This window comes from Acidobacteriota bacterium (assembly GCA_016716435.1).
Taxonomy (GTDB): Bacteria; Acidobacteriota; Blastocatellia; order Pyrinomonadales; family Pyrinomonadaceae; genus OLB17.
This window is the reverse complement of sequence record JADJWI010000003.1, coordinates 1,133,940-1,155,745: the sequence shown is the minus strand read 5'-3', so window position 1 is coordinate 1,155,745 and position 21,806 is coordinate 1,133,940. Positions and strand designations below refer to the sequence as shown.

Sequence of the window (21,806 nt, the reverse complement as noted above, 5' to 3'; positions counted from 1 at the left end):
GAATACTAAGGGAAACCATTAAACGTTAGATCGTTACTAGATCCTAACCCGATCATCCCAGAGGCAAGCCCCCACAGCTTGCCTCTTTTTTGCGCCCAGAAGTCAGAATTCAGAAGCCAGAAGTCAGAATCCAGAATCCAGAAGCCAGTAGTCCGAATGCAGAAGCCCGCGCGTAAGCAAGGGCGTATCTCCCAACGCGGAATTCGGAATCCGGAATCCGGAATCTGGAATCTGGAATCCACCATTCACCATTCACCATTCACAATTCACCATTCATAAATGCTACTAATTGTCTGTTGATCGCCGCATACAATGCGTATAGCCTTTGACGGAACGCAGACGCCCGCGTCCGCCTCCCGATAATGCCGCACCCCATCAACAAAAAGCTGCTCAAACAGTTCGGCGACCGCATCCGCTCTCTCCGCACCGCCCGCGCCCTAACCCAAGAACAACTTGCCGAACTAACCGGCTTCCACCGCACCTACATCGGCATGATCGAACGCGGCGAACGCAACATCTCCCTAGCCAACATCGGAGTTTTCGCAGACACATTTTCCATGTCTGTAGCGAAGCTTTGTGAGTTCGAGGACAACAAGAGAGAAATCTAATCTGTGGCACGATTCTACTATTCAAACTCAGTGGCCGAGTTCCTCGATGACGATGCAATGCGCATCTTTGGATTGCTGACAGGAGAACATGGTTTCCAAACTCTGACACCAGAGCTTAAGGCATCATGGACGGCCCAGATTGCTATATTGAAATCAAAACTCGCAGGCTTTACGAAAGGGCATTTATTCTTCGAATTCTCTATTCCCCGAATGGGGAAGCGTGTCGACGCGATTCTAATTTTTGATGACCTCGTTTTTGTCATCGAGTTTAAGGTTGGTTATGAAGCTTATGATCGATCTGCCATCGACCAGGTCACCGACTACGCTCTTGACCTTAAAAATTTCCACGAGGGGAGTCATCACGTAGCTTTAATTCCGATACTCGTGGTAACCAACGCACCTCATCGCGAATCAGTTCTAAAGAAACATCTCGACCTCACATACGATGTCGTGTATGCAAATTCAACAAATCTAGACAGTGTCCTCGGTTTTTGCTTAGACGCTGAGCGGGGCGAGCCGGTGGATTCTGAAGCCTGGTCGCGTGCACGATACATGCCAACGCCCACGATAGTTGAGGCAGCCAAGGCTCTTTACGCTGGTCATCAGGTTGAGGAAATTGCACGTACGGATTCAGATGATGTTGCGAATCTCGCTACAACATCCGATTGCATTCAAGAAATTATTGATGAGGCATACGTTAGCGGCCACAAGTCAATATGTTTTGTAACAGGCGTACCAGGGGCTGGTAAAACACTTGCCGGGTTGAATATTGCAATTCGCAATATGGAAACGGGACAAAGGCACGCTACATACATGTCGGGAAATGGACCGCTGGTTCAGGTTCTCCGCGAAGCCTTGAGTCGAGATCGTTGGACGAGAAATCGAATAGAAATTGAGGCTGCAAATGATCCGACAAATCCTGGAGGGGAAGTTGAGCCGCTAACGCTTGGTCAAACTCACGCTTGGGCGTCAACAATCGTTCAGGCAATTCATGAGTTTCGGTCAGCTCAGATGGGCGGCGACACATCTCCTGCAGAACGTGTAGTGATTTTTGATGAATCGCAGCGTGCATGGACACGTGAGAAGCTACGGTCTTACCTTGGGCCGACTATCGAGTCCGGGTTTGATAAGTCCGAACCGCAATTCTTGATAGGTGAAATGGACCGGCATGAGGGCTTTAGCACGATCGTTTGTCTTGTAGGCGGTGGACAAGAGATCCACGATGGTGAAGCGGGTATAGAAGAGTGGTTTCGGGCAGTCAGGGAGCATTTTCCCAAGTGGAAGCTATTCTATTCATCAGCAATCGAAGAAAGTAACGTATATCTTAGCGACACAGAGCTCAAGGAATGGCTTAGGCTGAATGGTCATGTTCGGGAGTCGTTACATTTGAAAATGCCAATTCGGTCCTTCAGATCGGATAAGGTCTCAGATTTCGTCGAAGCTGTTCTTGACGCGAACTTCAATGCCGCTCGCAATCTTTATAGCCAATTGAAGAAGACAGGATATCCGATTGCTCTAACCCGAGAGATTGATAAGGCTAGAGAATGGCTTCGTAAAGTGGCTCGCGGAACTGACCGAATTGGTCTCGTTGCCTCGTCCGGAGGTGGACGTCTGAAGGCTCACGGAATTTTCGTTAAGAATAAGATAAAAGCATCTGACTGGTTCCTAAAGGGCAAGGAAGACACTAGATCATCTTACTTTCTCGAAGACGTGGCGACCGAGTTTGACATCCAGGGTTTAGAATTAGATTGGATAGGAGTTTGCTGGGATGGCGATTTGCACTTCGATGACGCGACATGGACACCGCAGAATTTCTCAGGAAGCACCTGGAAGAATGTGAACTCCGAAATCGAACAACTATATCTAAGAAACACCTATAGGGTCTTACTTACGCGAGCTCGGCAAGGGATGGTTATTTTCGTCCCATTTGGGGATGATAGCGACACAACGCGTCCGCATCATTTCTACGATGGAACGTTCAACTTCTTAGTGGACATTGGACTTGAAGTCATTTAGTCGGAGTCGTTCCAGAGTTCAATCGGTTCCCATTTTGTCCAGACGAAGGCGGTGTTTGCGTCTTCGAGGACGTCGTCGGGTGTGAGTCCGTGCCAGCACGGCCCCTCGCCATAGCCTTTTGAGTAGACGCTAAGAAGATTCGGATGGTCACCGGCGTAGCCGTCGAGGAAGAGCATGGCGACTTCGCCGAGTGTCAGCGGAATGCCGCCGCCGGGGCCGTTTCGCGGCCGCTTCAAAATGGTCTTTACAGCATCGCTGAACGGCTTCTTCGCGGGCTTTTCGACTACCTTTACAAAGCCTCTTTTTAACACCAGATAATTTATTTCGTTTACCTCGGTCACCTGGGCAATCACGCGAAACGTATCGTCGTCGCCCCGCTCATGCGTCGCCGAAATTCCGTGGCGTTTCAGCGTGCGGATTTCGTTGAGAGCTTTGAAATCCGGCTCGCGTGAGGCCCAGAGTTCTTGGAAGGTCGCCGAGCGAACAATCTTTTCAAATTTGATAGGTATCATCGAGTGAAACCATATCGATTGAAATTCAATAGTCCAAAATCGAATATCGCCGAGGTGTGCCCTTACTTACGTGCGGGCTACTGACACGCGACAGCCGTGGACGAAGATGGCGATCTTTCGGCTGACGTAGGAGATATCCGGGCGGCCGGGTGCCTTTTTGTAATGGAGCCGATACCCGCGATGGCCGGCGGCCCAAAGCGCCCGGCGGAGAAGAAGCTCCGGGCCCGTGTCGCGACCGCGGTTGGCACTCATCACCCGCGAGGTCGCCTCGCTCTTCGGCACCGGCGATCGCTTGTCTCGGCTGTACATATCGAAATGCTAATCGCAACCCGCCGAATGTCGAAACGTCGCTGACGCGACGGTGGCGTTATTTTTCCGTGTCCGTGGGTTGTCACCGTCTCCGTGGGTTGTCACCCACCGCGACATTCACATCGTCGCTCTGCGACGGCGGAACACCATGGGTTTCACACACGGCTACATTCACATTGTCGCTCTGCGACGGGACCTCTTGGGCAATAATTTTAATTGTTCCGATTTTGTTCAGACGGAGGCGGTGTGTAGTCTTTATCTGCTTCATCGCGGAGCGATGGCTTGAAAGTAGCCGTGGGTGATAACCCACGGTAAGGTCGCAAACAACGCGCGTCGCGTCAGCGACGGATCAACACACCCCCAAAAAATGGCAAACACATATTCGCAGATATATTTGCATTTCGTATTTAGCACAAAGAATCGGGAGCCGATCATTCGCCCAGAGATCGAAGAGCGGATATGGGCATATATCGGCGGCGTTGCGAAGCGTCACGGTATAGCTCCGATCCAAATTGGCGGTACTGATGATCACGTGCACGCGCTTACGGGCTGCCCGACGACGATGGCGCCGAGCCAAGTCGCCAAGGCGATCAAGGGCGATTCGTCATACGGCATCCGTCGGGAGTTCCCGGGAATGGAAAATTTCGGCTGGCAAGATGGATACGGCGTGTTTTCCGTTTCGTATTCCGCCGTTCCGGCCGTGGTCGATTACATTAAACGGCAGCGCGAACGCCACGCAAAACGCACATTCGAGTCAGAGTATCGTTCGCTGCTGGAAAAACACGGCATCAAATACGACGAACGTTACCTTTTGGATTAAGAGCATTCAACCGCCGGCTACGCGGCGTGAACGACGTCTATCACGAACCCGTGGTGGGTTGTCTACATCCCTCCGTGGGTTATCACCCACGGCTATATTCACATCGTCGCTATGCGACGGGTGAACCTTCTTCTAGGTTAACCCACGGCTCTATTCACCGGGTCGCTACGCGACGGACGTGGTTTAGGGCGGCGGCGGATCTTGAAGTATTCGATGTCTTTGGTGTCGAGGATGAGGATGCCTTCGGCGTCTATCTCGAGGCGCGGGAAGCGGACGGTGCCGTCGATCTTTATTGCGTGCCGCTGACAGAACCGATAGGCACGGATGCGGCGGCCGCCGTAGCTGCCGCGTGGGCGGACGGGGAACGCGTCCTTTTGTGTCTCGCGGGCGGGCTTGAGCCCGATGACGCGCTCATCGCTATCAAACAAGAGCAATACGCACTCCGGCGAGCCGAGGGCTTCGTGTGTGAACCGGCTGATCATGATATCGCCGTCGCGGTTGAGCGTCGCGTAAAGCTTGCACCAGCGGCCGAGCCGGTCGTCGTTTGGAAAGATCTGCCAGTTTCGACGGATATGCTTTTTCGTTGTGGATATCATACGGTCGTAGTATGATATGAAACGAATGGCGTGTCAAGAGCGGCACACTGTTTCAAGTTGATTGTTGGCTCGTCGCTGCTCGTAGGCTGTTTGGTAAGTGGCTCGTCGTCTGGCTCGTTGAAATGCTCGTTTGATGTGCTCGTCAGCAGGCTTGGTCACCGTTTGGGCCATCGCGATCGCCGGATAGCTGGTTTGGCGGCGCCATCCAGGTCTCGCGAGCCTGCCAACCGCCCCGCAAACAACCGCCATCGGCCACCGCAAGCTGCCATAACCCGATCACGCCCCGAGCACCAGCGACCACACCCCGACCTCGCCCAACAACACCCCGACCATCCCCAACAAACCGGAATTTTCCCCTATTTCTGGCTAGCCGCAGCCCGTGTGCGAGGCTGTCTCAGAGTTCGTAGATGACCGTGAGTTCGCTTCTCACCCGCCGTCCGATGACCCCAACTCCGAAAAACTCTGCAACTCCGCAACTTCGCAACTTCGCAACTTTCGCAACTCCGGTTTACGGATTGATGAGAATGTACAGCCGATCGGCCCAGTCGGAGCGGGCATTTTTGAGTATTTCGTATTGGACCATGGCCATGCCGCGGTCGCCCATTTTGACATAGGTGCGGCCGAGATTGAAGCGGGCCTTGTCAAAATCGGGGTCGTAGCCAACGGCGCTGTTAAAGGCCATCAGGCTGTCGTCGAGCTTCTCGAGTTCATAGAGCGCCTCGCCGAGCGAGTTGAAGGTCTTGGCCTCGGGCTTGTACGACTTTAGCTGCTCAAACATCGCCGCCGCATCCGCCCAACGCTTTGTCTTTAGATAGGACTCGCCGAGCTTCTCGATCGCCCCAACGTGGTCCGGCTTTAGCTGCAGCGTCCGGCGATAGGCAAGCATTTCCTCTTCTGGCTGATCAAGCCGCCCAAGGCTTAAGCCCAGGGCGAACTGCGTATCGGGGCTTGTGTCGTTAAGCCGGATCGCCGTCCTGTAAGCCTCGGCGGCTTCCTTAAATTGCCCGACCGCATAGCTCGAAACCCCAATGTTTACATGGGCCGGAGCCCAATCCGGCCGGAGCTTCGCCGCCTGCCGCGAGGCACGAAGCGCTTCGTCGTGCCGCCCAAGCACGCCATAGCAATAGCCGGCCTGATACCACGCCTCGGCATAGCTCGGATCGGCCTCGGCCGCATTAACAAAGAACGGCAACGCACGCGCATATTCATCCCGCGAGAGCTGCACAACCCCCTGCGAATAAAAGCGTTCGGCCGACGCACGCTTGTTCCGCTCGGTCTCGGCGGTCAGGTTGGCAAAGCTGCGCGCCTCGGAAATCCGCATCTGGAGAATTCGCTCCGACGGCACCGCGAAGTTTAGGCTCTGGCCCTCGGCGGCCTGCAAAGTCGCGACCCCGACCACCTGCCCATACATATTCACGACCGGCGAACCGCTCGAACCCGGGCTGATCGGCGCCGTTATCTGGATGATGCGGCCATAGCCGGCGATCTCACGCACCGCGGAGACGATGCCGTTTGAGACCGAGCCCTCAAGCCCAAATGGATTGCCGACAACGACGATCGATTCGCCCTCTTGCGGCACAAACCGCGTCACCGGCAGCGGCACCGCAACTCCCGCCGGTATCTCTACCTGCAGCATCGCAAGATCGCCTTCGCCATCGACCGCAAGCACGCCGCGGACCCGAAACTTGCGGCCGTCAACCGTCTGTATCTCCGCCCGCGTTGACCGCTCGATGACGTGCCGGTTGGTGACAACGCGGTCCGCAGCAACGAAGAAGCCGCTCCCGCGGGAGACGATCTGCCCGCGTTGGTCAAAGGTCTCGATCGCAACCGCCGAGGGCTTGACCCGCCGCACAAGTGCCGGCAAAAGGTCCTGCCCATAAGCAAGCGCAGGCAACCCGGCCGCCGCAGCAGCGAGTGTAATAAAGATGGTGAGAAAACGCTTTCGCATCCTTTCGGTGACCGCCGTCGGTTTGTCTGGATTATAGGCGATTGCACCGCCGCTAACAACCAATTTCCGCCAGCGGGCCTCGATTGCAACCGCCGTTCGATTGGTGATATAACGCTAGGACAATGACAAAGCGAATAGCCATCGGGGCCGACCACGCCGGGTTTGAGGAAAAAGAGAAGATGAAACGGACGCTCGATGAGCTTGGGATCGAGTATGACGACCTCGGCACAACCTCGGCCGAATCGGTCGATTATCCTGACTTTGCCCGCCGGGTCGCTGAACGCGTCTCGAGCGGCGAGGCCGAACAAGGCCTGCTATTCTGTGGCTCCGGCACCGGAATGGCGATCTCTGCGAATAAGGTGAAAGGCGTCCGCGCCGCCGTCGCCTGGTCGCCGGATATCGCCCGGCTCGCCCGCGAGCATAACAACGCGAACGTGCTTGCTCTGCCCGCTCGTTTCGTTTCAGAGGACGAGGCAACGGCCATCGTCAAGGCATGGTTCGCTGCCGATTTTGAAGGCGGCCGCCACGAACGCCGCGTCGAAAAGATCGAACCCGATGCTTAGTCTTCCGGGGCCGAGCATTAGAACCCTGTGTATAATTTCGTTATAAAAACCACAGATTAAGCGAGGGCAAAAACGTGAACTTTTTTCCGGAGATACCGCTCGAGGCCTGGCGGCCGACCAAGAACACACTTCATCTTTATTGTCAGATCGTCGGCAAGATCCGGCTGGCAATGCACCCGCGGCTCAACCATTGGTGGCACGTGCCGCTTTATGTCTCGTCACGCGGATTGACGACGCGGCGAATTCCCTATTCAGGCGGCAGCTTTGAGATCGAGTTCGATCTTATCGATCACCGATTGGCCATCACAACCAGCCGCGGAGGCCGCGAGGATTTTGCTCTCTATGACGGGCTTTCGGTCGCCGATTTCTACAGCAGTGTTTTTGCGAATCTCGCAAAGCTCGGCATCGAGCCGAAGATCAAAGCGGTCCCCTACGAGGCGCCGTCAACCACGCCTTTCCCCGAAGACACCGAGAACGCCGCCTACGACAAGGAATACGTCAGCCGGTTTCATCAGACGCTGGTCGCGGTTGATGATGTGCTCGAGGAGTTTCGCGGCCGCTTTGTCGGAAAATCGACACCGGTGCATCTTTTCTGGCACAGCTTCGATCTTGCCCTGACACGGTTTTCCGGAAAGCGTGTTCCCGTCCGCGAAGGGGCAAACCGCGTCGAAAGCGAGGCCTATTCGCACGAGGTTATCAGCTTCGGTTTCTGGTTCGGCGATGACCGCGTTCCCGCCCCGGCGTTTTATGCCTATGTCGCCCCCGAACCCGCCGGCCTCGCCGATGAGCCTCTAACACCTGAGGCCGCAAAATGGGCCGAAGCGAACGGTGCCCACCTCGCTTTGCTGATGTACGACGACGTTCGAAGCGCCTCGGACCCGCAGGCAACCGTGCTTGATTTTCTTGAATCTGCCTATACAGCGGGAGCAAAACGAGCAGGATGGGATCTGGAAGAGCTTGCTGCCCCCTGAACTCATTTTTTATGTTGCGATTTCCGATTTTGACCTTGGCCATGTCGGTGCTCACCGCACTGCAGATCGGTGCGTTGGCTCAAACACCGGCCTTACCTGATGGGCTGTCGGAGAACTCAAGCGTGGAGGAACTAATCAATTGGCTTGATTCGAATGGCCTCGCCAACGCTCGAATCGGTGTTGAGACTGAGGTCTCCGACGATCAATTCGATGCGACGCAGCTGTTCGACACTGCCCTTTCTGAAGAAGCTACATTTTCACAAGGATTTCGGCTTAAGTCGCTAGTTGGCTGCAAGCTAACGCTTAGAAATGAAGACCTGCAGCTTCTTAAGTTATTGTCGGGCAGCTACAACCCGGAAATGGTGAGGTTAAGGGATGTCCGTGTAGGCACTGACCCCAACAAAACCTATTTTGGCGAGCTTGTTGTCCAGCTTTCTGATATCAGCCTCAAGAAAGGCAGAAGGCCGTTTCGACACACTCGGAAAACTGAGAAAGCGAAACTTTTTGGTACATGGCGAATAATGTTTCGTGTGACAAACACATCGCTTTTTGAAATGGTGCGGGGGAAATTTCGTGAACGCGAGAACGTCCTGATCGGCATCAGGTCGCATCAGGACAACCAGTTTTGTAAATCACTTTGGGGAGAAACTCTACGGTTCACGTTCGACGAGAAAGAAACGGCTAATGCGTTTTACCATGTTTTTCGGAGGGCGATTGAGATCTGTTCGAAATGAGGCCCCTGGCCACCTGGTCCTTCGGGGTTTAATCTCAGATCGTAACCGGAGACTTTTCGCAGCTTTTGTTTTAGTTATTCAATGCGGTTCACACCATGAATGAATTTCATTCATAGTGTGAATAGATTTACATTACCTCGACTGATCTCTGATAAATCAGATACTCGGCCGCGAATCGATGATACTCGGCATCTTCGGGCCTTTCGTCAAACTCAAAAGGAAAAAGTACGTTCCGGGTTGCTGATCCACGCCGGGGAAAAAACTGAATGGATAACCCCGGACGTGCTGGCGGTTCCGTGGTGGCGGATACTTTGATTTGAACCGCTGGGTGAGGCGTGCATACTCAGCGATCTTGAAAGACCAAGATGATCGACCTAAGAAGCGATACAGTGACAAAGCCGACCGATGCGATGCGGCGGGCGATGGCGGCGGCCGAAGTTGGCGACGATGTTTATGGCGAGGACCCGACGGTCAATCGCCTGCAGGAGCGAGCGGCTGAGATCTTCGAAAAAGAGGCGGCTCTTTTTGTGCCGACCGGTTCGATGGGCAACCAGATCGCGGTCAAGCTCCATACCCGGCCCGGCGACGAGGTCATCATCGAAGAACGCGGTCACATCTTTAATTATGAGATGGGCACGCCAGCGATCGCCTCGGGGGTGATGATGCGGCCCGTAAAGAGCCGCGATGGCAGCGGCCATCTGACCTGGGATGAGATCGCTTCGGCATTGCACATCGACCAGCCGTATTATTCCTGCCCGACCGGCCTGATCTGCCTTGAGAACACGCACAACTTCGCTGGCGGAAGCGTAATGACCGCCGAGCATTGCGCCGAGATCTGTGAAAAGGCACATGCACTCGGGCTGCCGGTTCATATGGACGGGGCACGTATTTTCAATGCGGCTGCTGCACTTGATACGTCCGTCGCCGAGCTCACACGCCACTGCGACTCTGTTCAATTCTGCCTTTCAAAAGGGCTAGGAGCACCGGTCGGATCGATGCTTGTAGGGTCGACGGACTTTATCAAAGAAGCCCGCGTCTGGCGGAAGCGTTTCGGTGGTGGAATGCGGCAGGCCGGCATACTTGGCGCCGCCGGCTTGATCGCGCTTGAGGAATCGCCAAAGCGGCTTTACGAAGACCACGCCAACGCCCGCCGATTGGCCGAAGGCATATCGCAGCTGCCCGGCACCTCGATCGTCGTCGAAAGAGTTGTCACCAACATCGTTATCTTTGACATCGCCGGCACCGGCAAGACGTCCGCTGAGATCTGCTCCGAGCTCAAAGATAACGGCATACTCGCCATAGGCTTCGGCAACGCCATCCGAATGGTGACGCACTGCGACGTTTCGAGCGAGCAGATCGATGTCGCGGTCGCATCATTGGGTTCGATCTTGGCCGGGTGAACTTTCCTGTAACCTTAAGTTCACTCCCGAGTGTCAATTTTGTGGAATGTTCAGAAATCGTTCTTCGTTAAAGCTCGCGGCTGCCCTTTGTTTCGCCGCTTTCATCAACCCGCCAACTTTCGCCCAAATGAAGATCAACGGATCAGGCAAAAAGGCCGTCTCGATCGAAGGCCATCGCGGAGCCCGCGGTTATCTGCCGGAAAACACGATTCCGTCGTTCATCCTCGCGATCGAGCAAGGCTCGGACACGCTCGAGCTCGACGTTGTGATCACCAAGGACAAGAAAGTTTTGGTCTCGCACGAGCCCTGGTTTTCCCACCTGATCTCGACCGCTCCGAATGGTAAGCCGATCACAAAAGAAACCGAACGCGATCACAACATCTATCAGATGACCTATGCCGAGACCAAGAAGTACGACGTCGGTAGCATCGGCAACGTCGGCTTTCCCGATCAGAAGCCGATGAAGGTTCAAAAGCCGCTGATGACGGACCTCTTCAAGGCGGTCGATAAATTTGTAAAGGATAATAAGCTCGCGCCGGTCCGCTATAACATCGAGATCAAATCAGCACCGCAGGGCGATGGAACTTTTCATCCGGCTCCGGATGAATTCGCTCGGCTCGTTCTCGCTGATGTGAAGAAATTCGGCCTGGAAAAGCGCGTCATCATTCAGTCCTTTGATCTCCGCCCGCTTCAGGAACTGAAACGAACGGCACCGGCTATTCCGCTCGCCCTTCTCGTCGGCCCGACGGAAGACCTGACTGGCAAGCTCGAAAAGCTGACCTTTGTTCCGGACACGCTCAGCCCTCACTTCTCGCTGGTGAACGAAAAGCTGGTAGCTTTATGCCGTGAAAAAGGGATGAAACTCGTGCCGTGGACGGTCAACGAGATCGCCGATCTAGAGCGGATGAGCAAGTTCGATCTGGACGGCATAATCACCGATTATCCCGACCGAGCGGTTCAGGTTTTCCGCAAGCGTTAACGGCAAAATGACATTCCCGGCGATTTCGGTAGAATTATCTCGATGATAATCGCTATCGATGGCCCATCGGGCGCCGGTAAATCGACTCTTGGCAAAATGCTCGCCCGCGAGCTTGACCTCTTGTATCTCGATACCGGTGCGATGTACCGTGCGGGAGCTCTTGCGGTCCTCCGGGCGGGTATTTCGTTTGAGGAAGAGACGAGTGTCGCCGAGGCGATCACGGCCGCATCGATCCATCTCACCGGCAATTCCGAAAACCTGACGGTTCTGCTCGACGGAGCAGACGTCACCGCCGAGATCCGAACGCTCGAGGTCGCCCAGGCAGCCTCTCGCGTTTCGACAAACTCCGCCGTCCGCCGCCGCATGGTCGAGCTTCAACGGGAGATGGGCGAGCGGGCCGAGCGGGGATGCGTTCTCGAGGGCCGCGACATTGGTAGCGTCGTTTTCCCAAATGCTGACGTGAAATTCTTTCTCACCGCCGAGCCCGCCGCACGTGCACGCAGACGCTTTGAAGAAGATAAAGGGAAAGGCCGGACCTCGACCTTCGAACAAACTCTCGCCGAGATAAACGAACGCGATGAACGCGACGTTTCTCGCGACGACTCGCCGCTGCAGATACCGGAAGGCTCCGAGGTGATCGACACCTCGGAACTCGATCTGGATGAAGTTTTCGAACAAATGCTCGCCGTGATTCGTGAAAGAAAGAGTGCGGCGGCCTAGTGGACATTTTACCCGAGAAGCGTGGCTTATGGCCGCTCTCACCCTTTATCCAATGCTTGTCGGCCTGCTGGTCTTTGTCATTTACCGAATCCTAAAATAATTTGACTAATCCCTCCGCAGCCGATAAGATTTCGGTTTGCTGTTTGATATGCTCCCGTAGCTCAGCCGGATAGAGCAACAGCCTTCTAAGCTGTGGGCCGCAGGTTCGAGTCCTGCCGGGGGCGAAAAGTCGAGATTTCAGGTCCGCAGATCTGAGATTCTCATATGGCGGCTATAGTTCAGGGGTTAGAACGCCAGATTGTGGTTCTGGATGTCGTGGGTTCGATTCCCACTAGCCGCCCCATCATTTACCTTTCAATTTCAATCACTTTCCGATAAATGCCCGCCCGATCGCCGATTTTTCTTTAATTTCGGGCGATGGTTGGTTTATCATTGCCCTTGAGGTTTCTCATCTTGAAAAAAGGGTTTTTCGTCTTACAACTATTTCTACTCGTCTTTGCCGTTAACATTACGGCACAGGTTCCTGCTCGTTTCGATAGATTTGTTAAGGACGAGGTTTTGGTCAAGTTCGACCCCTCATTTGAGAGCGAGGCGATCGCTTCGGTCCACGACCGGCTCGGCTCATACAGTTTAGAAAGCCTCGGCCAGACCGGTTGGCAGCGTATCCGCATTTCCGCAGGCCAAAGCGTCGAGACGGCCATTGCACAATACAAAAAGCTTCCCGCCGTCATCGCCGCCCAGCCAAACTTCTATTACGAACTAACCGCTCTTCCCGATGACCCGCAATATTCGAACGCCGGGCTCTGGGGCTTGCCAAAGATCTCGGCCCCGGCCGCCTGGGACATCACGACCGGCTCGAACACCGTGATCGTCGCGGTCATTGATACCGGAATGCGGCTTGGCCATGAAGACCTCGCGGCGAACCTCTGGGTAAATTCCGGCGAGATCGCCGGAAATGGGATCGACGACGACGGTAATGGATTTATTGATGACGTCCACGGCTGGGACTTCCGTTTTGATGATAGCGACCCGGCCGACCAGCATGGCCACGGCACGCACGTCGCGGGCACTATAGGGGCGGTCGGAAATAATGCGATAGGCATCGTCGGCGTCAACTGGAACGTCCGCATAATGCCGATCAAGATCTATAGCCAGGCGGCAAACGACACGACCTCGGCGATGCTGGTCAACGCGTATAACTACGTCCGAATGATGAAGCTCGCCGGCCACAACATCCGCGTTACCAATAATTCTTATGGCGGATGTGCCGAGGCATGCGGGTACGATCAGGCGACCAAAGACGCCATCGACGCTCTCGGCGATGCCGGAGTCCTCAACGTCTTTGCAGGAGGAAATAACGGCCGAAACACGGATAACCTCCCGTTCTATCCCGGCAGCTACGATTCGCCGAGCATTTTGAACGTTGCTGCCTCAACAAGCATCGATTCCCGTGCGAGCTTTTCAAATTACGGGATCATCTCGGTTGACATTGCCGCACCTGGTGCCGGGATCTACAGCACGACCAACGGCTCGAATTCGAGCTACGGCGGCATGAGCGGAACCTCGATGGCCGCTCCGCACGTCGCCGGTGTCGCCGCCTTGCTTGCCGCACAGCACCCGACGCTTGATGCCCGTTCGCTCAAGGCAACCCTGATGAATAGCGTCGATGTGTTGCCAGATTGGGCAAGCCTCGTGAAGACCTCCGGAAGGCTCAATGCCGCCGCCGCGTTGCAGAACCCGACGAATTGCACGGCCGACGTCGGCCCGCTCGAAAGGCAGATCCCGACCAAAGGCGGGCTCATTAGTTTTACGCTAAAGACATCGCCGAATTGCGACTTTCCGGTCCGTTCGAACAGCCGCTGGATCCGCGTTCTCGACCGCGACCAGACTTCCGGTTCGGCAACGGTCGACGTCTTTATTAGCGTAAATCCGGTCATCAGCCGTAGTTCGACGCTCGAGATCGGTGGCCGGTCCGTGACCATTGTTCAGGATCGCGGCACAGCGAAATAATTTCGGCCACGACCAACTATTTGGCCGGCTGAGGCGTCAAAAAGCAGAATTATTTGAAAACACGTCCGAAATGCTTGTTTGATTGTCTTCGGGAGCAAGATTTCTGTCTTGCAACGCCCGCTTACGAGACTGTATAGTATTAGATTCGGACGAAAGCCATATCAAGAATTCAACAGGCATTCGGATATTTAGGAATTGATGATGAAAAATTACCATTTCGCCGGTCGGGTCGCGTGCACGATGCTGGCTGTTTTTGTTCTGACAACCGCATCGATCGCGCAGCTAACGCTCCGCGAGGCGACGGACGTGGATGGAGACGGAAAAACCGACTACACGGTATTTAGGCCGAGCAATAACGCTTGGTATTCGTTGCTCAGCAACGGCGGTATTTCGATCCAGACCTTCGGCCTTGCGAACGAAGATTTCGTTACGCCCGGCGATTATGATGGTGACGGAAAAGGCGACATTGCCGTTTGGCGTGATACCACGGGCGTCTGGTACTGGCTGAATAGCACGGACAGCACCTTCAATGCCATTACCTTCGGCATTAGCGGTGATGAGCCGGTCGCCCGCGATTACGATGGCGACGGCAAAACGGACGTGGCGGTCGCTCGCCGAACGAACGGCAACATGATCTGGTACGTTTACCGTTCATCTGACCAAGGCTTTACCGCATTCCAGTTTGGCATTGCGACGGACTTCACCGCACCGGGCGATTACGACGGCGACGGCAAGTTCGATTTCGCCATCCAACGGCCGGGTGCAACCCCAACCTCGCAGGCCACATTTTATGCTGCCCTGAGCAACGGCGGCGTCGAGATCATCCCGTGGGGCATCAGCAATGACCTCGTCGTCCCGGGTGATTACGATGGCGACGGCAAGACCGACTATGCGGTCGTCCGCGAAGGTTCAACTCCTGACGCCAACCTCGTTTGGTACATTCGCCGGAGTTCAGATGGCGACTTCAACGCCTATTCGTTCGGCCTGACAGGCTCAGACCTTCTTGTTCAGGGCGACTACGACGGCGACGGAAAGACCGACGTCGCGATCTGGCGTAACACCGATGGTCAGTTTTTCGTGCTGAATAGCACGGACCTCTCGCTCAGCGTAAATCAATGGGGTTCGCCCAACGATTTCCCGGTTGCGAGCTACGACACGCACTAGTCAGCGGCAATTCATCAAACCTTGGGCCGGGTTCCTTTTGGTACCCGGCTCTTTATTTTTGCTCCGTTTGCGGTAGTATTTTGTTGGCTGACTGATGAACGAACCGGAACACGAAAATCTGAATGGGTTCGCGGGGCTCCGCATCGCGGTCGTCGGCGATGTGGTTGCTGACCGCTATCTTCGAGGCACCATTGACCGAGTCTCGCGCGAGGCTCCGGTCCTGATCGTAAAGCACGAACTGACCGAGACCTTCCCCGGCGGAGCGGCAAATGCTGCTGCGAACATTGCCTCGCTCTGCGGCGTCGCGATGGCGGTCGGCGTCGTCGGCGAAGACCCGGTCGGCAAAGAACTTCTCGGCGAGCTTGCTTCGCTCGGTGTCGAGACCACGACAATTCTCGCTTCCCCAAATTTCAATACAACGACCAAGACCCGCGTGCTTGCCGGGCGGAGCACATCGTCGCGTCAGCAGGTGCTTAGGATCGACCACGAAGACCGCCGCGGGCTTGCCGACGAAGATCGATCCGCAATTCGGAGCCTCGCGATCGCTGCCGTTGAGCAGGCGGACGCCGTAATCGTTTCGGACTACGGCTATGGTGCGGTCGATACGGATCTTTTCGCCGAGCTGCTTGCTGCGGCCGAAAGGCGTGGAATCCCGATCGTTGTTGATTCGCGCTATCGGCTCGCCGAGTTTCGCGGAGCAACCGCCGCAACGCCAAATCTTGAGGAAGCCGAGGCGATCATCGGGAGCGGCTTTGAGCCCGAAGCCACCGATGATCTTCGCAAACGGCTCGACTGCCTTGCTTTGCTCATCACCCGTGGCGGAAACGGAATGCTGCTTTCGGTCGCGGGCCGGCCGCTCGAACAGATACCGGTCGTCGGCTCGACCGAGCCCGTTGACGTAACCGGTGCGGGCGATACCGTGATTGCCGTATTCACAATGGCCCTCGCGGCCGGGCTCGACTTTCGCCGGGCAACCGAGATCGCAAATCACGCCGGCGGTATCGTAGTTATGAAACGCGGAACCGCGACCGTTTCGCTTGCTGAATTGACCGCCTCGCTTTCCGCCGAGGAGCCCGTGCATACGGCCGCCGCGAACGACGAACTATGACAGCTCCCGCACAAATTCTCGACCGCGAAGAGTTGACCAAGTTCGTTGCCGATCAAAGGGCAACGGGTCGGACAATAGTGCTTGCGAATGGCTGCTTCGACCTGCTCCACGTCGGCCACATTCGTTATCTCGCGGGTGCGAAAGCACTCGGCGATCTGCTGGTCGTCGGCATCAACAGCGACCGCCAGGTGGCTATGTTGAAGGGGCCGGGGCGACCCGCAGTTCCCGCCGACGAGCGAGCGGAGATGATCGCATCGCTCCGTTCGGTCGATGCCGTTACGATCTTTGACGAGCCGACCGTCACCGAACTCATCCTCGCGATCCGGCCCGACATTCACACAAAAGGAACCGACTATACCGAAGCGAATGTGCCCGAACGCGATGTCGTTCTCTCGATCGGCGGCCGCGTCGCCATCGTCGGCGACCCGAAGGACCATTCTTCTTCTGAGATGATCGAAACGCTTATGCGATAGGTGCCGGTGACCCGACAGATGGAGACCGCTCGAAACAAGACCGATCTGATCATCGAGGTCTGGGAACGCCTCGATTGCGAAAGCATCGGCCGGCCCGAACTCGAGGCGATCGAGGCCGCCGTCCGCGAACGCTTCGGCCCGCAGGCGGTCGATCCGGTAATGGTCATCGCCCGGCTGCTTGCCGATGAAGGCGCCGAGCTCCGCCACGCAGAGTTAATGGAACTGCACATCGAGCGCGACGAGGATCGGCCGTACGATGCGGCCTTTCGCGATCTTTTCGATCTAACCGGGCTTGAGAGTGCTCGGTCGTCGCTGCGGCGGATGGAGAATCTCCGCAGAAAGTTTACCGAACGCAAGGACCGCGACGGGCTTCGCCTGCTTCGTCAGCTTGCCATCGAGGAGAAGGACGAACTTCTCGGCGCTGAAAGCTCGCGGCTTCGCCCGCTGCCGGTGAGCGTGCGGAAAGAGCTTGCCGAGTGGCTGACGATCTGGCTCGGTTCGCCCGAGGTCTTCGAGCACTGGATCGAGATGCGGCAAGCCTCGGCCGACTACGCCGCGAAGTTTTTGACCACAAAGGAATCATGACAAAGCATCGATTCTATTCGCCGACCGAAAACTTTGCCGAAGGGCAAGCCCGGCTCGATGCAGGCGAGACCCATCACCTTCGCGACGTTCTCCGGCTTGGCGTTGGCGGAGCTGTAAATGTCTTCGATGGCGAAGGCCAAGAATACGAGGCCGAGATCGCCTCGGTCACAAAGCGTGAAGCGATGCTGCGGATCGTTCGAAGTGTCGAGCCGTCTGCTCTGGAGTCGCCGCTCGACCTCACCATCGCCGCCGCAGTCACGCCCGCCGAGAAGTTTGACCTCGCCGTCGAAAAGGCCGTCGAGCTCGGCGTCCGGCGGCTCATCCCGCTGATTACCAACCGCACGGAGGTAAAGGCTTCGGCCGCTACCCGCCGGCTCGAACGCTGGCGTCGGATCGCGTTTGGGGCCGCAAAGCAGTGCGGCCGTGCGGTGCTGATGAAAGTGGATGAGCCGATAGCTTTTTCAGAGGTATTTGACCGTGCCGAAGACGGCCGAGTTATTCTATTTAGCGAGCTTGGCGGCGAAAAGATCGAGGATATCCCGTCGGGGGTGCCGCTTACGCTGATCTATGGACCAAAGGGCGGCTGGGCCGATGCGGAGCTTGAGCTTGCGGAAACGAAAAAAGCCGCCGTTGTCACACTCGGCGGCAGAATACTTCGAGCCGAAACGGCCGCGATCGCCCTAACCGCGATCATCCAGCACCGCTTCGGCGATATGAATTAGATCTCGTTCCGAACCGTTCGAGGACGGTAATAAGCATCGCCCCGTTGCGTCATTTTCGCTTTTTCGCCGAGCGTTTGGATGACCGAATCGAGCAGGTCCTTATTGTCGAGCTTAAAGCTGACCGTGCCGCTGACGTCGGCATCGCGATCCGCGAATTGGAGGATCATGTATCGCTTTTTCTCTTTGATCAGTCCGCCGAGCACCGAACCCGGAAGCGGAATATTGCGGACGACATTCCCTGTCGTCGATGTCACCGAACGCGACTGCGGGGAGATGACGCTGATCTGCTGAAAGCCGATCGAGAACTTTTCTTTGCCGTCTTTTCCATGAAACACGATGCGTTCGTTAATGTCGTCAAACTTAAGCGTTCCCGTCTCTTTCTTGCCGTAGCCGAACATACCGCCTTCGTATTTTGCTTCGAACGACTGCGGAGCCGCCGGTTTTCGGTCTGGCTGGGCAGCATCCGCCGGCCTGACCTGTGCCGCGGCACCGATCGCGGCCGCAAACAGAAGGGCGACTGCAAACAACTTCTTCATACATTTACCTCAAGTTGATCGTACCGGCTATCAGACGCGCGAGCAGAGGAAATGGTTGTCACGCCCCGCCGCTCAATGCCATTGCATCCTTTCGATGGATCTCGAGCCTTTGCTCCGCTATCGCTACATATTCGGCTGAGATCTCCGAGCCGACCCATTTCCGGTCGAGCAGCCCGGCGATCTTGGCCGTTGTTCCGCTGCCCATAAAGGGGTCGTAAACCGTATCGCCCTCGTTGGTCCAGGTTCTTATCTGATCTTCTACCAGTTGCTCCGGAAAGATTGCCGGATGCTCGAATGCGATCTTGTCCTTAGATGATGACGTGCCGACGTTGTAGAAAAAAATATTGTTGACCTTCCGCTCTTTCGGGGCGACGTGGTCGTGGGCAAGGTCGTTGCGGCCGACCTTCGTTATGCGAAACGACTTGAACGCCTTCTCCTGCTTGATCGGAACCGTCAGCGGGTTGAACGTCCCGGGCTGGCCCTTCGCAAAGCAAAACATATATTCGAACGCCTGCCGATACCGCTTGCCACAATCGCTCGGAATGGGATTATTCTTCGCATAGATCATCGTGTCGTGGACGCGAAAACCTGCCTCGCGAAATGCGAAGGCGTGCTCAAAGCTGCTCAAGCTCTCGCTGCCGTTATACGTCCGGTCGCCGACGACCCAGATCACAACTCCGCCTTCCTTCGTCTTGGCAAAGAGCCCCGCTGCGATCTCCTCGACCGGAAAGTGATAGCCGTTGTAGTCGCGGAGATCGTCATACGGCGGGCTCGTTATCGTCATATCGATGAACGAATCCGGCATCCGGCCGAGCGTTTCAAGGCAGTTCTCGTTGTAGATCGTTGCGAATTCGATCATGGTTGGGTGATGAGCGTTGGTCAGATCCCGGCCTCGCGCCAGGCAATTGAGCGATCGATCAATGAAAGTGCCGGAGCCTGCCGCTCGCCAAATTCGTCTCCGAGCCGTTGCAGGATCGCCTGTATCAGCGGCTGGCCGAGCATTCCGGCGTGCTTCAAGACCTTACCGGTGTAGGTGACCCGAACGCCGCCTTCGCCGGCCGCGTGAAACTCGCGGAACCGCTCTTCCGCCATCAGCCGAACCTCGCTTCCGTGCGGCAGCACGAATTTCGGCGGCTGCTGTTCGTAAATCCCACTTTCTTCGGGCCGATAGCCGACGACGAGAATCCCAAGCAAATGGCCCGTTTCTCCCGTAGCTTCACCGACGCTCGCGGCAAATGCCGGTTGGGCGCCGATCCTTTGTCCGGCTCCGGCGATCTCCGGGTTAAAGATTCGGGTATCAAAGACCACGCCGACCGCCAAGATCCCCGCCGAAGCGATCTCGACAAAATCACCAAAGCCCGGCAAGCGGCCGCCTTCGGTCTCTTTCTGTTTTTTCAGCCGGGCGATGTACTCGAGATGAGAATTCGACCCGATAACTGTTGCTACAGATGTCATTTTTACATCGAAGGGCCGTGGCCAAGCTGCGGGATAAGGTAAAGCAGCCACCAAAGTAGAATCTGTACCGCAAGCACCGGAATGCTTCCCGCGACCATTCCAAAGCCGAGCCGCGTTCCGCTCTTGTCCGCATGCCGGATAGATGAAATGCCCGCCACAGTGCCAAGGAGCAGAGTAACCGGCACAAAAATAATCCCGAGATAAGGCACCAGCGAGTAAACAAAACACGCCCAAGAAAACTCAGCGAGGTTGTTCTCTGGCCTGCGGGCAAAAAGTTCATCAGCCGAAATAACGCCCGCGTCTCCCATCTGCAAAGCCTGCCGCTGCAGCCCATACGAAGAACGAAGCGAATCGAGCGGCTGATAGTCCTCGGAAAGGAGCTTGTTGCAGACAAGGCAAAACTTCTCGCCCCCCGCCGATGCGGCAGTCCCGCACGCCGTGCAAACGGTTGCTGTCATCACCTGATTTGGTCTGTCGCTGCTCAAATCGATACTCTCGCTGTCAATTCAAATAATGTGGTGCAGAAATCCAGGCTTCCGTTGCCAAAGCAAAATGCGTTTCACCTAGGCTCACGGCTCCCACATCTCAAGAAACTTTGTGATATGCGCTCCGCCTTCCTTGGCTGCTTCCGCAGCGAGAAATTCGCGAAATTGGTCCTGTTCAGCGAAATAGCTTTCTTCGCTGATCTTTCCGGAAAAATAAGCGACCCTCAGCCAAACCAGATATGTGTTCATCACGTCCGTCTGATTATATTCGACGATGCGGTTCACGTCGCCCGCAAGCCAGAGGTCAACTACCTGATCGCCGGCAACGTCGATCTTTCCCGGATAGCCGCACAAAACCGCAAGGTCGTTCAGTTTCGGTGCCATCCCGCCCCGCATCGAGAACCGCTGCATCAGGTCCAAATGCCATTCGCTGTTCTTCGAATCAAAATAGTCGCGGCCCTCCCAGGGCTTAGCCGGGCGTCGAGCGAACGAGGGCACCGAGACCTCGTTTATCAATGCTCGCTGGATGATAACCTGAAGATCGGATTCGAGCGAATTAAAGCCGACGAGCTGCGGCTCCCGCTCGCCGATCCAGTAAAGGAACTTGCCGATCATGCTCGCCTCGTCGTGTTCCTCTCGTAAGGTCGGAAGCTTCGGCAGCGAGTGGATGCCGAATTCGATCTGCTGCTCACCATCGCGAAAAACAACATTACGCGACAAAAAAGCTATTGAGACTATCCGCGAGAAAAGATACTTTACAAAGGGCCGCGGCACATCGGCAGAATAGCCCGAGGCCGTTTCCCAGAGCTTCTGGATCGCTTCGAGCTCGGTCACGTCATTGGGCAGTTCGTATAACTTCTTCGCCGCTGCGGCGTCCGGGACCCACTCAAGATCAAAGAACCAGGTCCGCTCGTGTATGTCGCTCTTGAGCATTCGACGGCAATTTTAACACACCCGAAAACTTTCGCTGAAACATGCGGCTGTCGGCTGCCTTGCACCGCATACCAAAGCGTTGAGTTCCCTCTTGTTTTCGTGCCCGGAGGTCGAGGGGCAAATGACGTGCGATTCTGCTAAATTGTTGCACACATTGGG

The 21,806-nt window shown here is 55.9% G+C and carries 24 protein-coding genes and 2 tRNA genes; 17 read left to right on the top strand and 9 right to left on the bottom strand.

What is annotated here, in order from left to right:
- Positions 1 to 374: 374 nt before the first annotated feature.
- Entirely contained in the window at positions 375 to 608 is a 234-nt protein-coding gene (locus IPM21_08790) for a helix-turn-helix transcriptional regulator (protein ID MBK9163995.1), read from the top strand.
- Positions 609 to 611: 3 nt separating this feature from the next.
- Positions 612 to 2,624: a DUF2075 domain-containing protein gene (locus IPM21_08785; GenBank protein ID MBK9163994.1), complete on the top strand. Its 2,013-nt coding sequence runs from the start codon at positions 612 to 614 to the stop codon at positions 2,622 to 2,624.
- Here the strand turns inward: IPM21_08785 and IPM21_08780 are convergent.
- Both IPM21_08780 and IPM21_08775 read right to left on the bottom strand, forming a co-directional pair.
- Positions 2,621 to 3,136 carry a hypothetical protein gene (locus IPM21_08780; GenBank protein MBK9163993.1) on the bottom strand — a complete coding sequence of 172 codons (516 nt, stop codon included), beginning with the start codon at positions 3,134 to 3,136 and terminating at the stop codon, positions 2,621 to 2,623. The two genes, IPM21_08785 and IPM21_08780, sit on opposite strands and share 4 nt — an antisense overlap.
- A 66-nt stretch (positions 3,137 to 3,202) precedes the next feature.
- The gene (locus IPM21_08775; protein MBK9163992.1) at positions 3,203 to 3,445 is read right to left on the bottom strand and encodes a hypothetical protein; all 243 of its coding nucleotides are present in this window, start codon (positions 3,443 to 3,445) and stop codon (positions 3,203 to 3,205) included.
- A 367-nt stretch (positions 3,446 to 3,812) separates the two neighbouring features.
- Here IPM21_08775 and tnpA point away from each other — a divergent pair, with 367 nt between their 5' ends.
- Positions 3,813 to 4,265: an IS200/IS605 family transposase gene (gene tnpA, locus IPM21_08770; GenBank protein ID MBK9163991.1), complete on the top strand. Its 453-nt coding sequence runs from the start codon at positions 3,813 to 3,815 to the stop codon at positions 4,263 to 4,265.
- A 137-nt stretch (positions 4,266 to 4,402) separates the two neighbouring features.
- Here the strand turns inward: tnpA and IPM21_08765 are convergent, their stop codons facing one another.
- Positions 4,403 to 4,861, bottom strand: coding sequence for a hypothetical protein (locus IPM21_08765; GenBank protein MBK9163990.1), 459 nt, complete (start codon positions 4,859 to 4,861; stop codon positions 4,403 to 4,405).
- A 508-nt stretch (positions 4,862 to 5,369) separates the two neighbouring features.
- The gene (locus tag IPM21_08760; GenBank protein ID MBK9163989.1) at positions 5,370 to 6,809 is read right to left on the bottom strand and encodes a trypsin-like peptidase domain-containing protein; all 1,440 of its coding nucleotides are present in this window, start codon (positions 6,807 to 6,809) and stop codon (positions 5,370 to 5,372) included.
- Positions 6,810 to 6,931: 122 nt separating this feature from the next.
- Here IPM21_08760 and rpiB point away from each other — a divergent pair, with 122 nt between their 5' ends.
- The 14 genes from rpiB (at position 6,932) to IPM21_08690 (ending at position 18,238) form a co-directional block, all read left to right on the top strand.
- A complete protein-coding gene (gene rpiB / locus IPM21_08755; protein ID MBK9163988.1) occupies positions 6,932 to 7,372 on the top strand; it encodes a ribose 5-phosphate isomerase B in 441 nt (146 codons plus the stop codon).
- A 74-nt stretch (positions 7,373 to 7,446) separates the two neighbouring features.
- Positions 7,447 to 8,343: a hypothetical protein gene (locus IPM21_08750; GenBank protein MBK9163987.1), complete on the top strand. Its 897-nt coding sequence runs from the start codon at positions 7,447 to 7,449 to the stop codon at positions 8,341 to 8,343.
- Between the two features lie 29 nt (positions 8,344 to 8,372).
- On the top strand, positions 8,373 to 9,077 hold the full coding sequence (locus IPM21_08745) for a hypothetical protein (protein MBK9163986.1): 705 nt from the start codon (positions 8,373 to 8,375) through the stop codon (positions 9,075 to 9,077).
- Between the two features lie 365 nt (positions 9,078 to 9,442).
- Complete coding sequence (gene ltaE / locus IPM21_08740; protein MBK9163985.1) at positions 9,443 to 10,477, top strand: low-specificity L-threonine aldolase; 1,035 nt, start codon at positions 9,443 to 9,445, stop codon at positions 10,475 to 10,477.
- A gap of 127 nt (positions 10,478 to 10,604) precedes the next feature.
- The gene (locus IPM21_08735; GenBank protein MBK9163984.1) at positions 10,605 to 11,456 is read left to right on the top strand and encodes a glycerophosphodiester phosphodiesterase; all 852 of its coding nucleotides are present in this window, start codon (positions 10,605 to 10,607) and stop codon (positions 11,454 to 11,456) included.
- Positions 11,457 to 11,498: 42 nt separating this feature from the next.
- Positions 11,499 to 12,176, top strand: coding sequence for a (d)CMP kinase (locus tag IPM21_08730; GenBank protein MBK9163983.1), 678 nt, complete (start codon positions 11,499 to 11,501; stop codon positions 12,174 to 12,176).
- A gap of 150 nt (positions 12,177 to 12,326) precedes the next feature.
- Positions 12,327 to 12,400 (top strand) — tRNA-Arg (locus IPM21_08725).
- 43 nt (positions 12,401 to 12,443) lie between these two features.
- Positions 12,444 to 12,519, top strand: a tRNA-His gene (locus tag IPM21_08720).
- 110 nt (positions 12,520 to 12,629) lie between these two features.
- Positions 12,630 to 14,186, top strand: coding sequence for a S8 family serine peptidase (locus tag IPM21_08715; GenBank protein MBK9163982.1), 1,557 nt, complete (start codon positions 12,630 to 12,632; stop codon positions 14,184 to 14,186).
- Positions 14,187 to 14,387: 201 nt separating this feature from the next.
- Positions 14,388 to 15,350, top strand: coding sequence for a VCBS repeat-containing protein (locus IPM21_08710; protein ID MBK9163981.1), 963 nt, complete (start codon positions 14,388 to 14,390; stop codon positions 15,348 to 15,350).
- A 94-nt stretch (positions 15,351 to 15,444) separates the two neighbouring features.
- Complete coding sequence (locus tag IPM21_08705; protein MBK9163980.1) at positions 15,445 to 16,458, top strand: sugar kinase; 1,014 nt, start codon at positions 15,445 to 15,447, stop codon at positions 16,456 to 16,458.
- Entirely contained in the window at positions 16,455 to 16,931 is a 477-nt protein-coding gene (locus tag IPM21_08700) for an adenylyltransferase/cytidyltransferase family protein (protein MBK9163979.1), read from the top strand. The genes IPM21_08705 and IPM21_08700 overlap by 4 nt, the downstream gene beginning before the upstream one ends.
- 18 nt (positions 16,932 to 16,949) lie before the next feature.
- A complete protein-coding gene (locus IPM21_08695) occupies positions 16,950 to 17,516 on the top strand; it encodes a hypothetical protein (protein MBK9163978.1) in 567 nt (188 codons plus the stop codon).
- Positions 17,513 to 18,238, top strand: a complete 726-nt coding sequence (locus IPM21_08690; GenBank protein MBK9163977.1) for a 16S rRNA (uracil(1498)-N(3))-methyltransferase — start codon at positions 17,513 to 17,515, stop codon at positions 18,236 to 18,238. Before IPM21_08695 ends, IPM21_08690 begins: the two co-directional genes overlap by 4 nt.
- On the opposite strand, the gene IPM21_08685 is transcribed toward IPM21_08690, so the two are convergent.
- From IPM21_08685 to IPM21_08665, 5 genes are all read right to left on the bottom strand, one after another.
- Positions 18,235 to 18,774, bottom strand: coding sequence for a hypothetical protein (locus tag IPM21_08685; GenBank protein ID MBK9163976.1), 540 nt, complete (start codon positions 18,772 to 18,774; stop codon positions 18,235 to 18,237). The two genes, IPM21_08690 and IPM21_08685, sit on opposite strands and share 4 nt — an antisense overlap.
- A 58-nt stretch (positions 18,775 to 18,832) precedes the next feature.
- Complete coding sequence (locus IPM21_08680; protein MBK9163975.1) at positions 18,833 to 19,630, bottom strand: site-specific DNA-methyltransferase; 798 nt, start codon at positions 19,628 to 19,630, stop codon at positions 18,833 to 18,835.
- 23 nt (positions 19,631 to 19,653) lie between these two features.
- Entirely contained in the window at positions 19,654 to 20,229 is a 576-nt protein-coding gene (locus IPM21_08675) for a hypothetical protein (GenBank protein ID MBK9163974.1), read from the bottom strand.
- A 2-nt stretch (positions 20,230 to 20,231) separates the two neighbouring features.
- A complete protein-coding gene (locus tag IPM21_08670) occupies positions 20,232 to 20,714 on the bottom strand; it encodes a hypothetical protein (GenBank protein MBK9163973.1) in 483 nt (160 codons plus the stop codon).
- An 84-nt stretch (positions 20,715 to 20,798) separates the two neighbouring features.
- The gene (locus IPM21_08665; GenBank protein MBK9163972.1) at positions 20,799 to 21,647 is read right to left on the bottom strand and encodes a hypothetical protein; all 849 of its coding nucleotides are present in this window, start codon (positions 21,645 to 21,647) and stop codon (positions 20,799 to 20,801) included.
- Positions 21,648 to 21,806: the final 159 nt, after the last annotated feature.

Excerpts from the sequence above, each read along its gene's own strand:
- IPM21_08690 (MBK9163977.1), top strand. The coding sequence starts at position 17,513 with ATGACAAAGCATCGATTCTATTCGCCGACCGAAAACTTTGCCGAAGGG.
- IPM21_08695 (MBK9163978.1), top strand. The coding sequence starts at position 16,950 with ATGGAGACCGCTCGAAACAAGACCGATCTGATCATCGAGGTCTGGGAA.
- IPM21_08700 (MBK9163979.1), top strand. The coding sequence starts at position 16,455 with ATGACAGCTCCCGCACAAATTCTCGACCGCGAAGAGTTGACCAAGTTC.
- IPM21_08685 (MBK9163976.1), bottom strand. The coding sequence starts at position 18,774 with ATGAAGAAGTTGTTTGCAGTCGCCCTTCTGTTTGCGGCCGCGATCGGT.
- ltaE (MBK9163985.1), top strand. The coding sequence starts at position 9,443 with ATGATCGACCTAAGAAGCGATACAGTGACAAAGCCGACCGATGCGATG.
- IPM21_08710 (MBK9163981.1), top strand. The coding sequence starts at position 14,388 with ATGAAAAATTACCATTTCGCCGGTCGGGTCGCGTGCACGATGCTGGCT.
- tnpA (MBK9163991.1), top strand. The coding sequence starts at position 3,813 with ATGGCAAACACATATTCGCAGATATATTTGCATTTCGTATTTAGCACA.
- IPM21_08780 (MBK9163993.1), bottom strand. The coding sequence starts at position 3,136 with ATGATACCTATCAAATTTGAAAAGATTGTTCGCTCGGCGACCTTCCAA.
- IPM21_08665 (MBK9163972.1), bottom strand. The coding sequence starts at position 21,647 with ATGCTCAAGAGCGACATACACGAGCGGACCTGGTTCTTTGATCTTGAG.
- IPM21_08675 (MBK9163974.1), bottom strand. The coding sequence starts at position 20,229 with ATGACATCTGTAGCAACAGTTATCGGGTCGAATTCTCATCTCGAGTAC.
- rpiB (MBK9163988.1), top strand. The coding sequence starts at position 6,932 with ATGACAAAGCGAATAGCCATCGGGGCCGACCACGCCGGGTTTGAGGAA.
- IPM21_08775 (MBK9163992.1), bottom strand. The coding sequence starts at position 3,445 with ATGTACAGCCGAGACAAGCGATCGCCGGTGCCGAAGAGCGAGGCGACC.
- IPM21_08760 (MBK9163989.1), bottom strand. The coding sequence starts at position 6,809 with ATGCGAAAGCGTTTTCTCACCATCTTTATTACACTCGCTGCTGCGGCG.
- IPM21_08735 (MBK9163984.1), top strand. The coding sequence starts at position 10,605 with ATGAAGATCAACGGATCAGGCAAAAAGGCCGTCTCGATCGAAGGCCAT.
- IPM21_08765 (MBK9163990.1), bottom strand. The coding sequence starts at position 4,861 with ATGATATCCACAACGAAAAAGCATATCCGTCGAAACTGGCAGATCTTT.
- IPM21_08730 (MBK9163983.1), top strand. The coding sequence starts at position 11,499 with ATGATAATCGCTATCGATGGCCCATCGGGCGCCGGTAAATCGACTCTT.
- IPM21_08705 (MBK9163980.1), top strand. The coding sequence starts at position 15,445 with ATGAACGAACCGGAACACGAAAATCTGAATGGGTTCGCGGGGCTCCGC.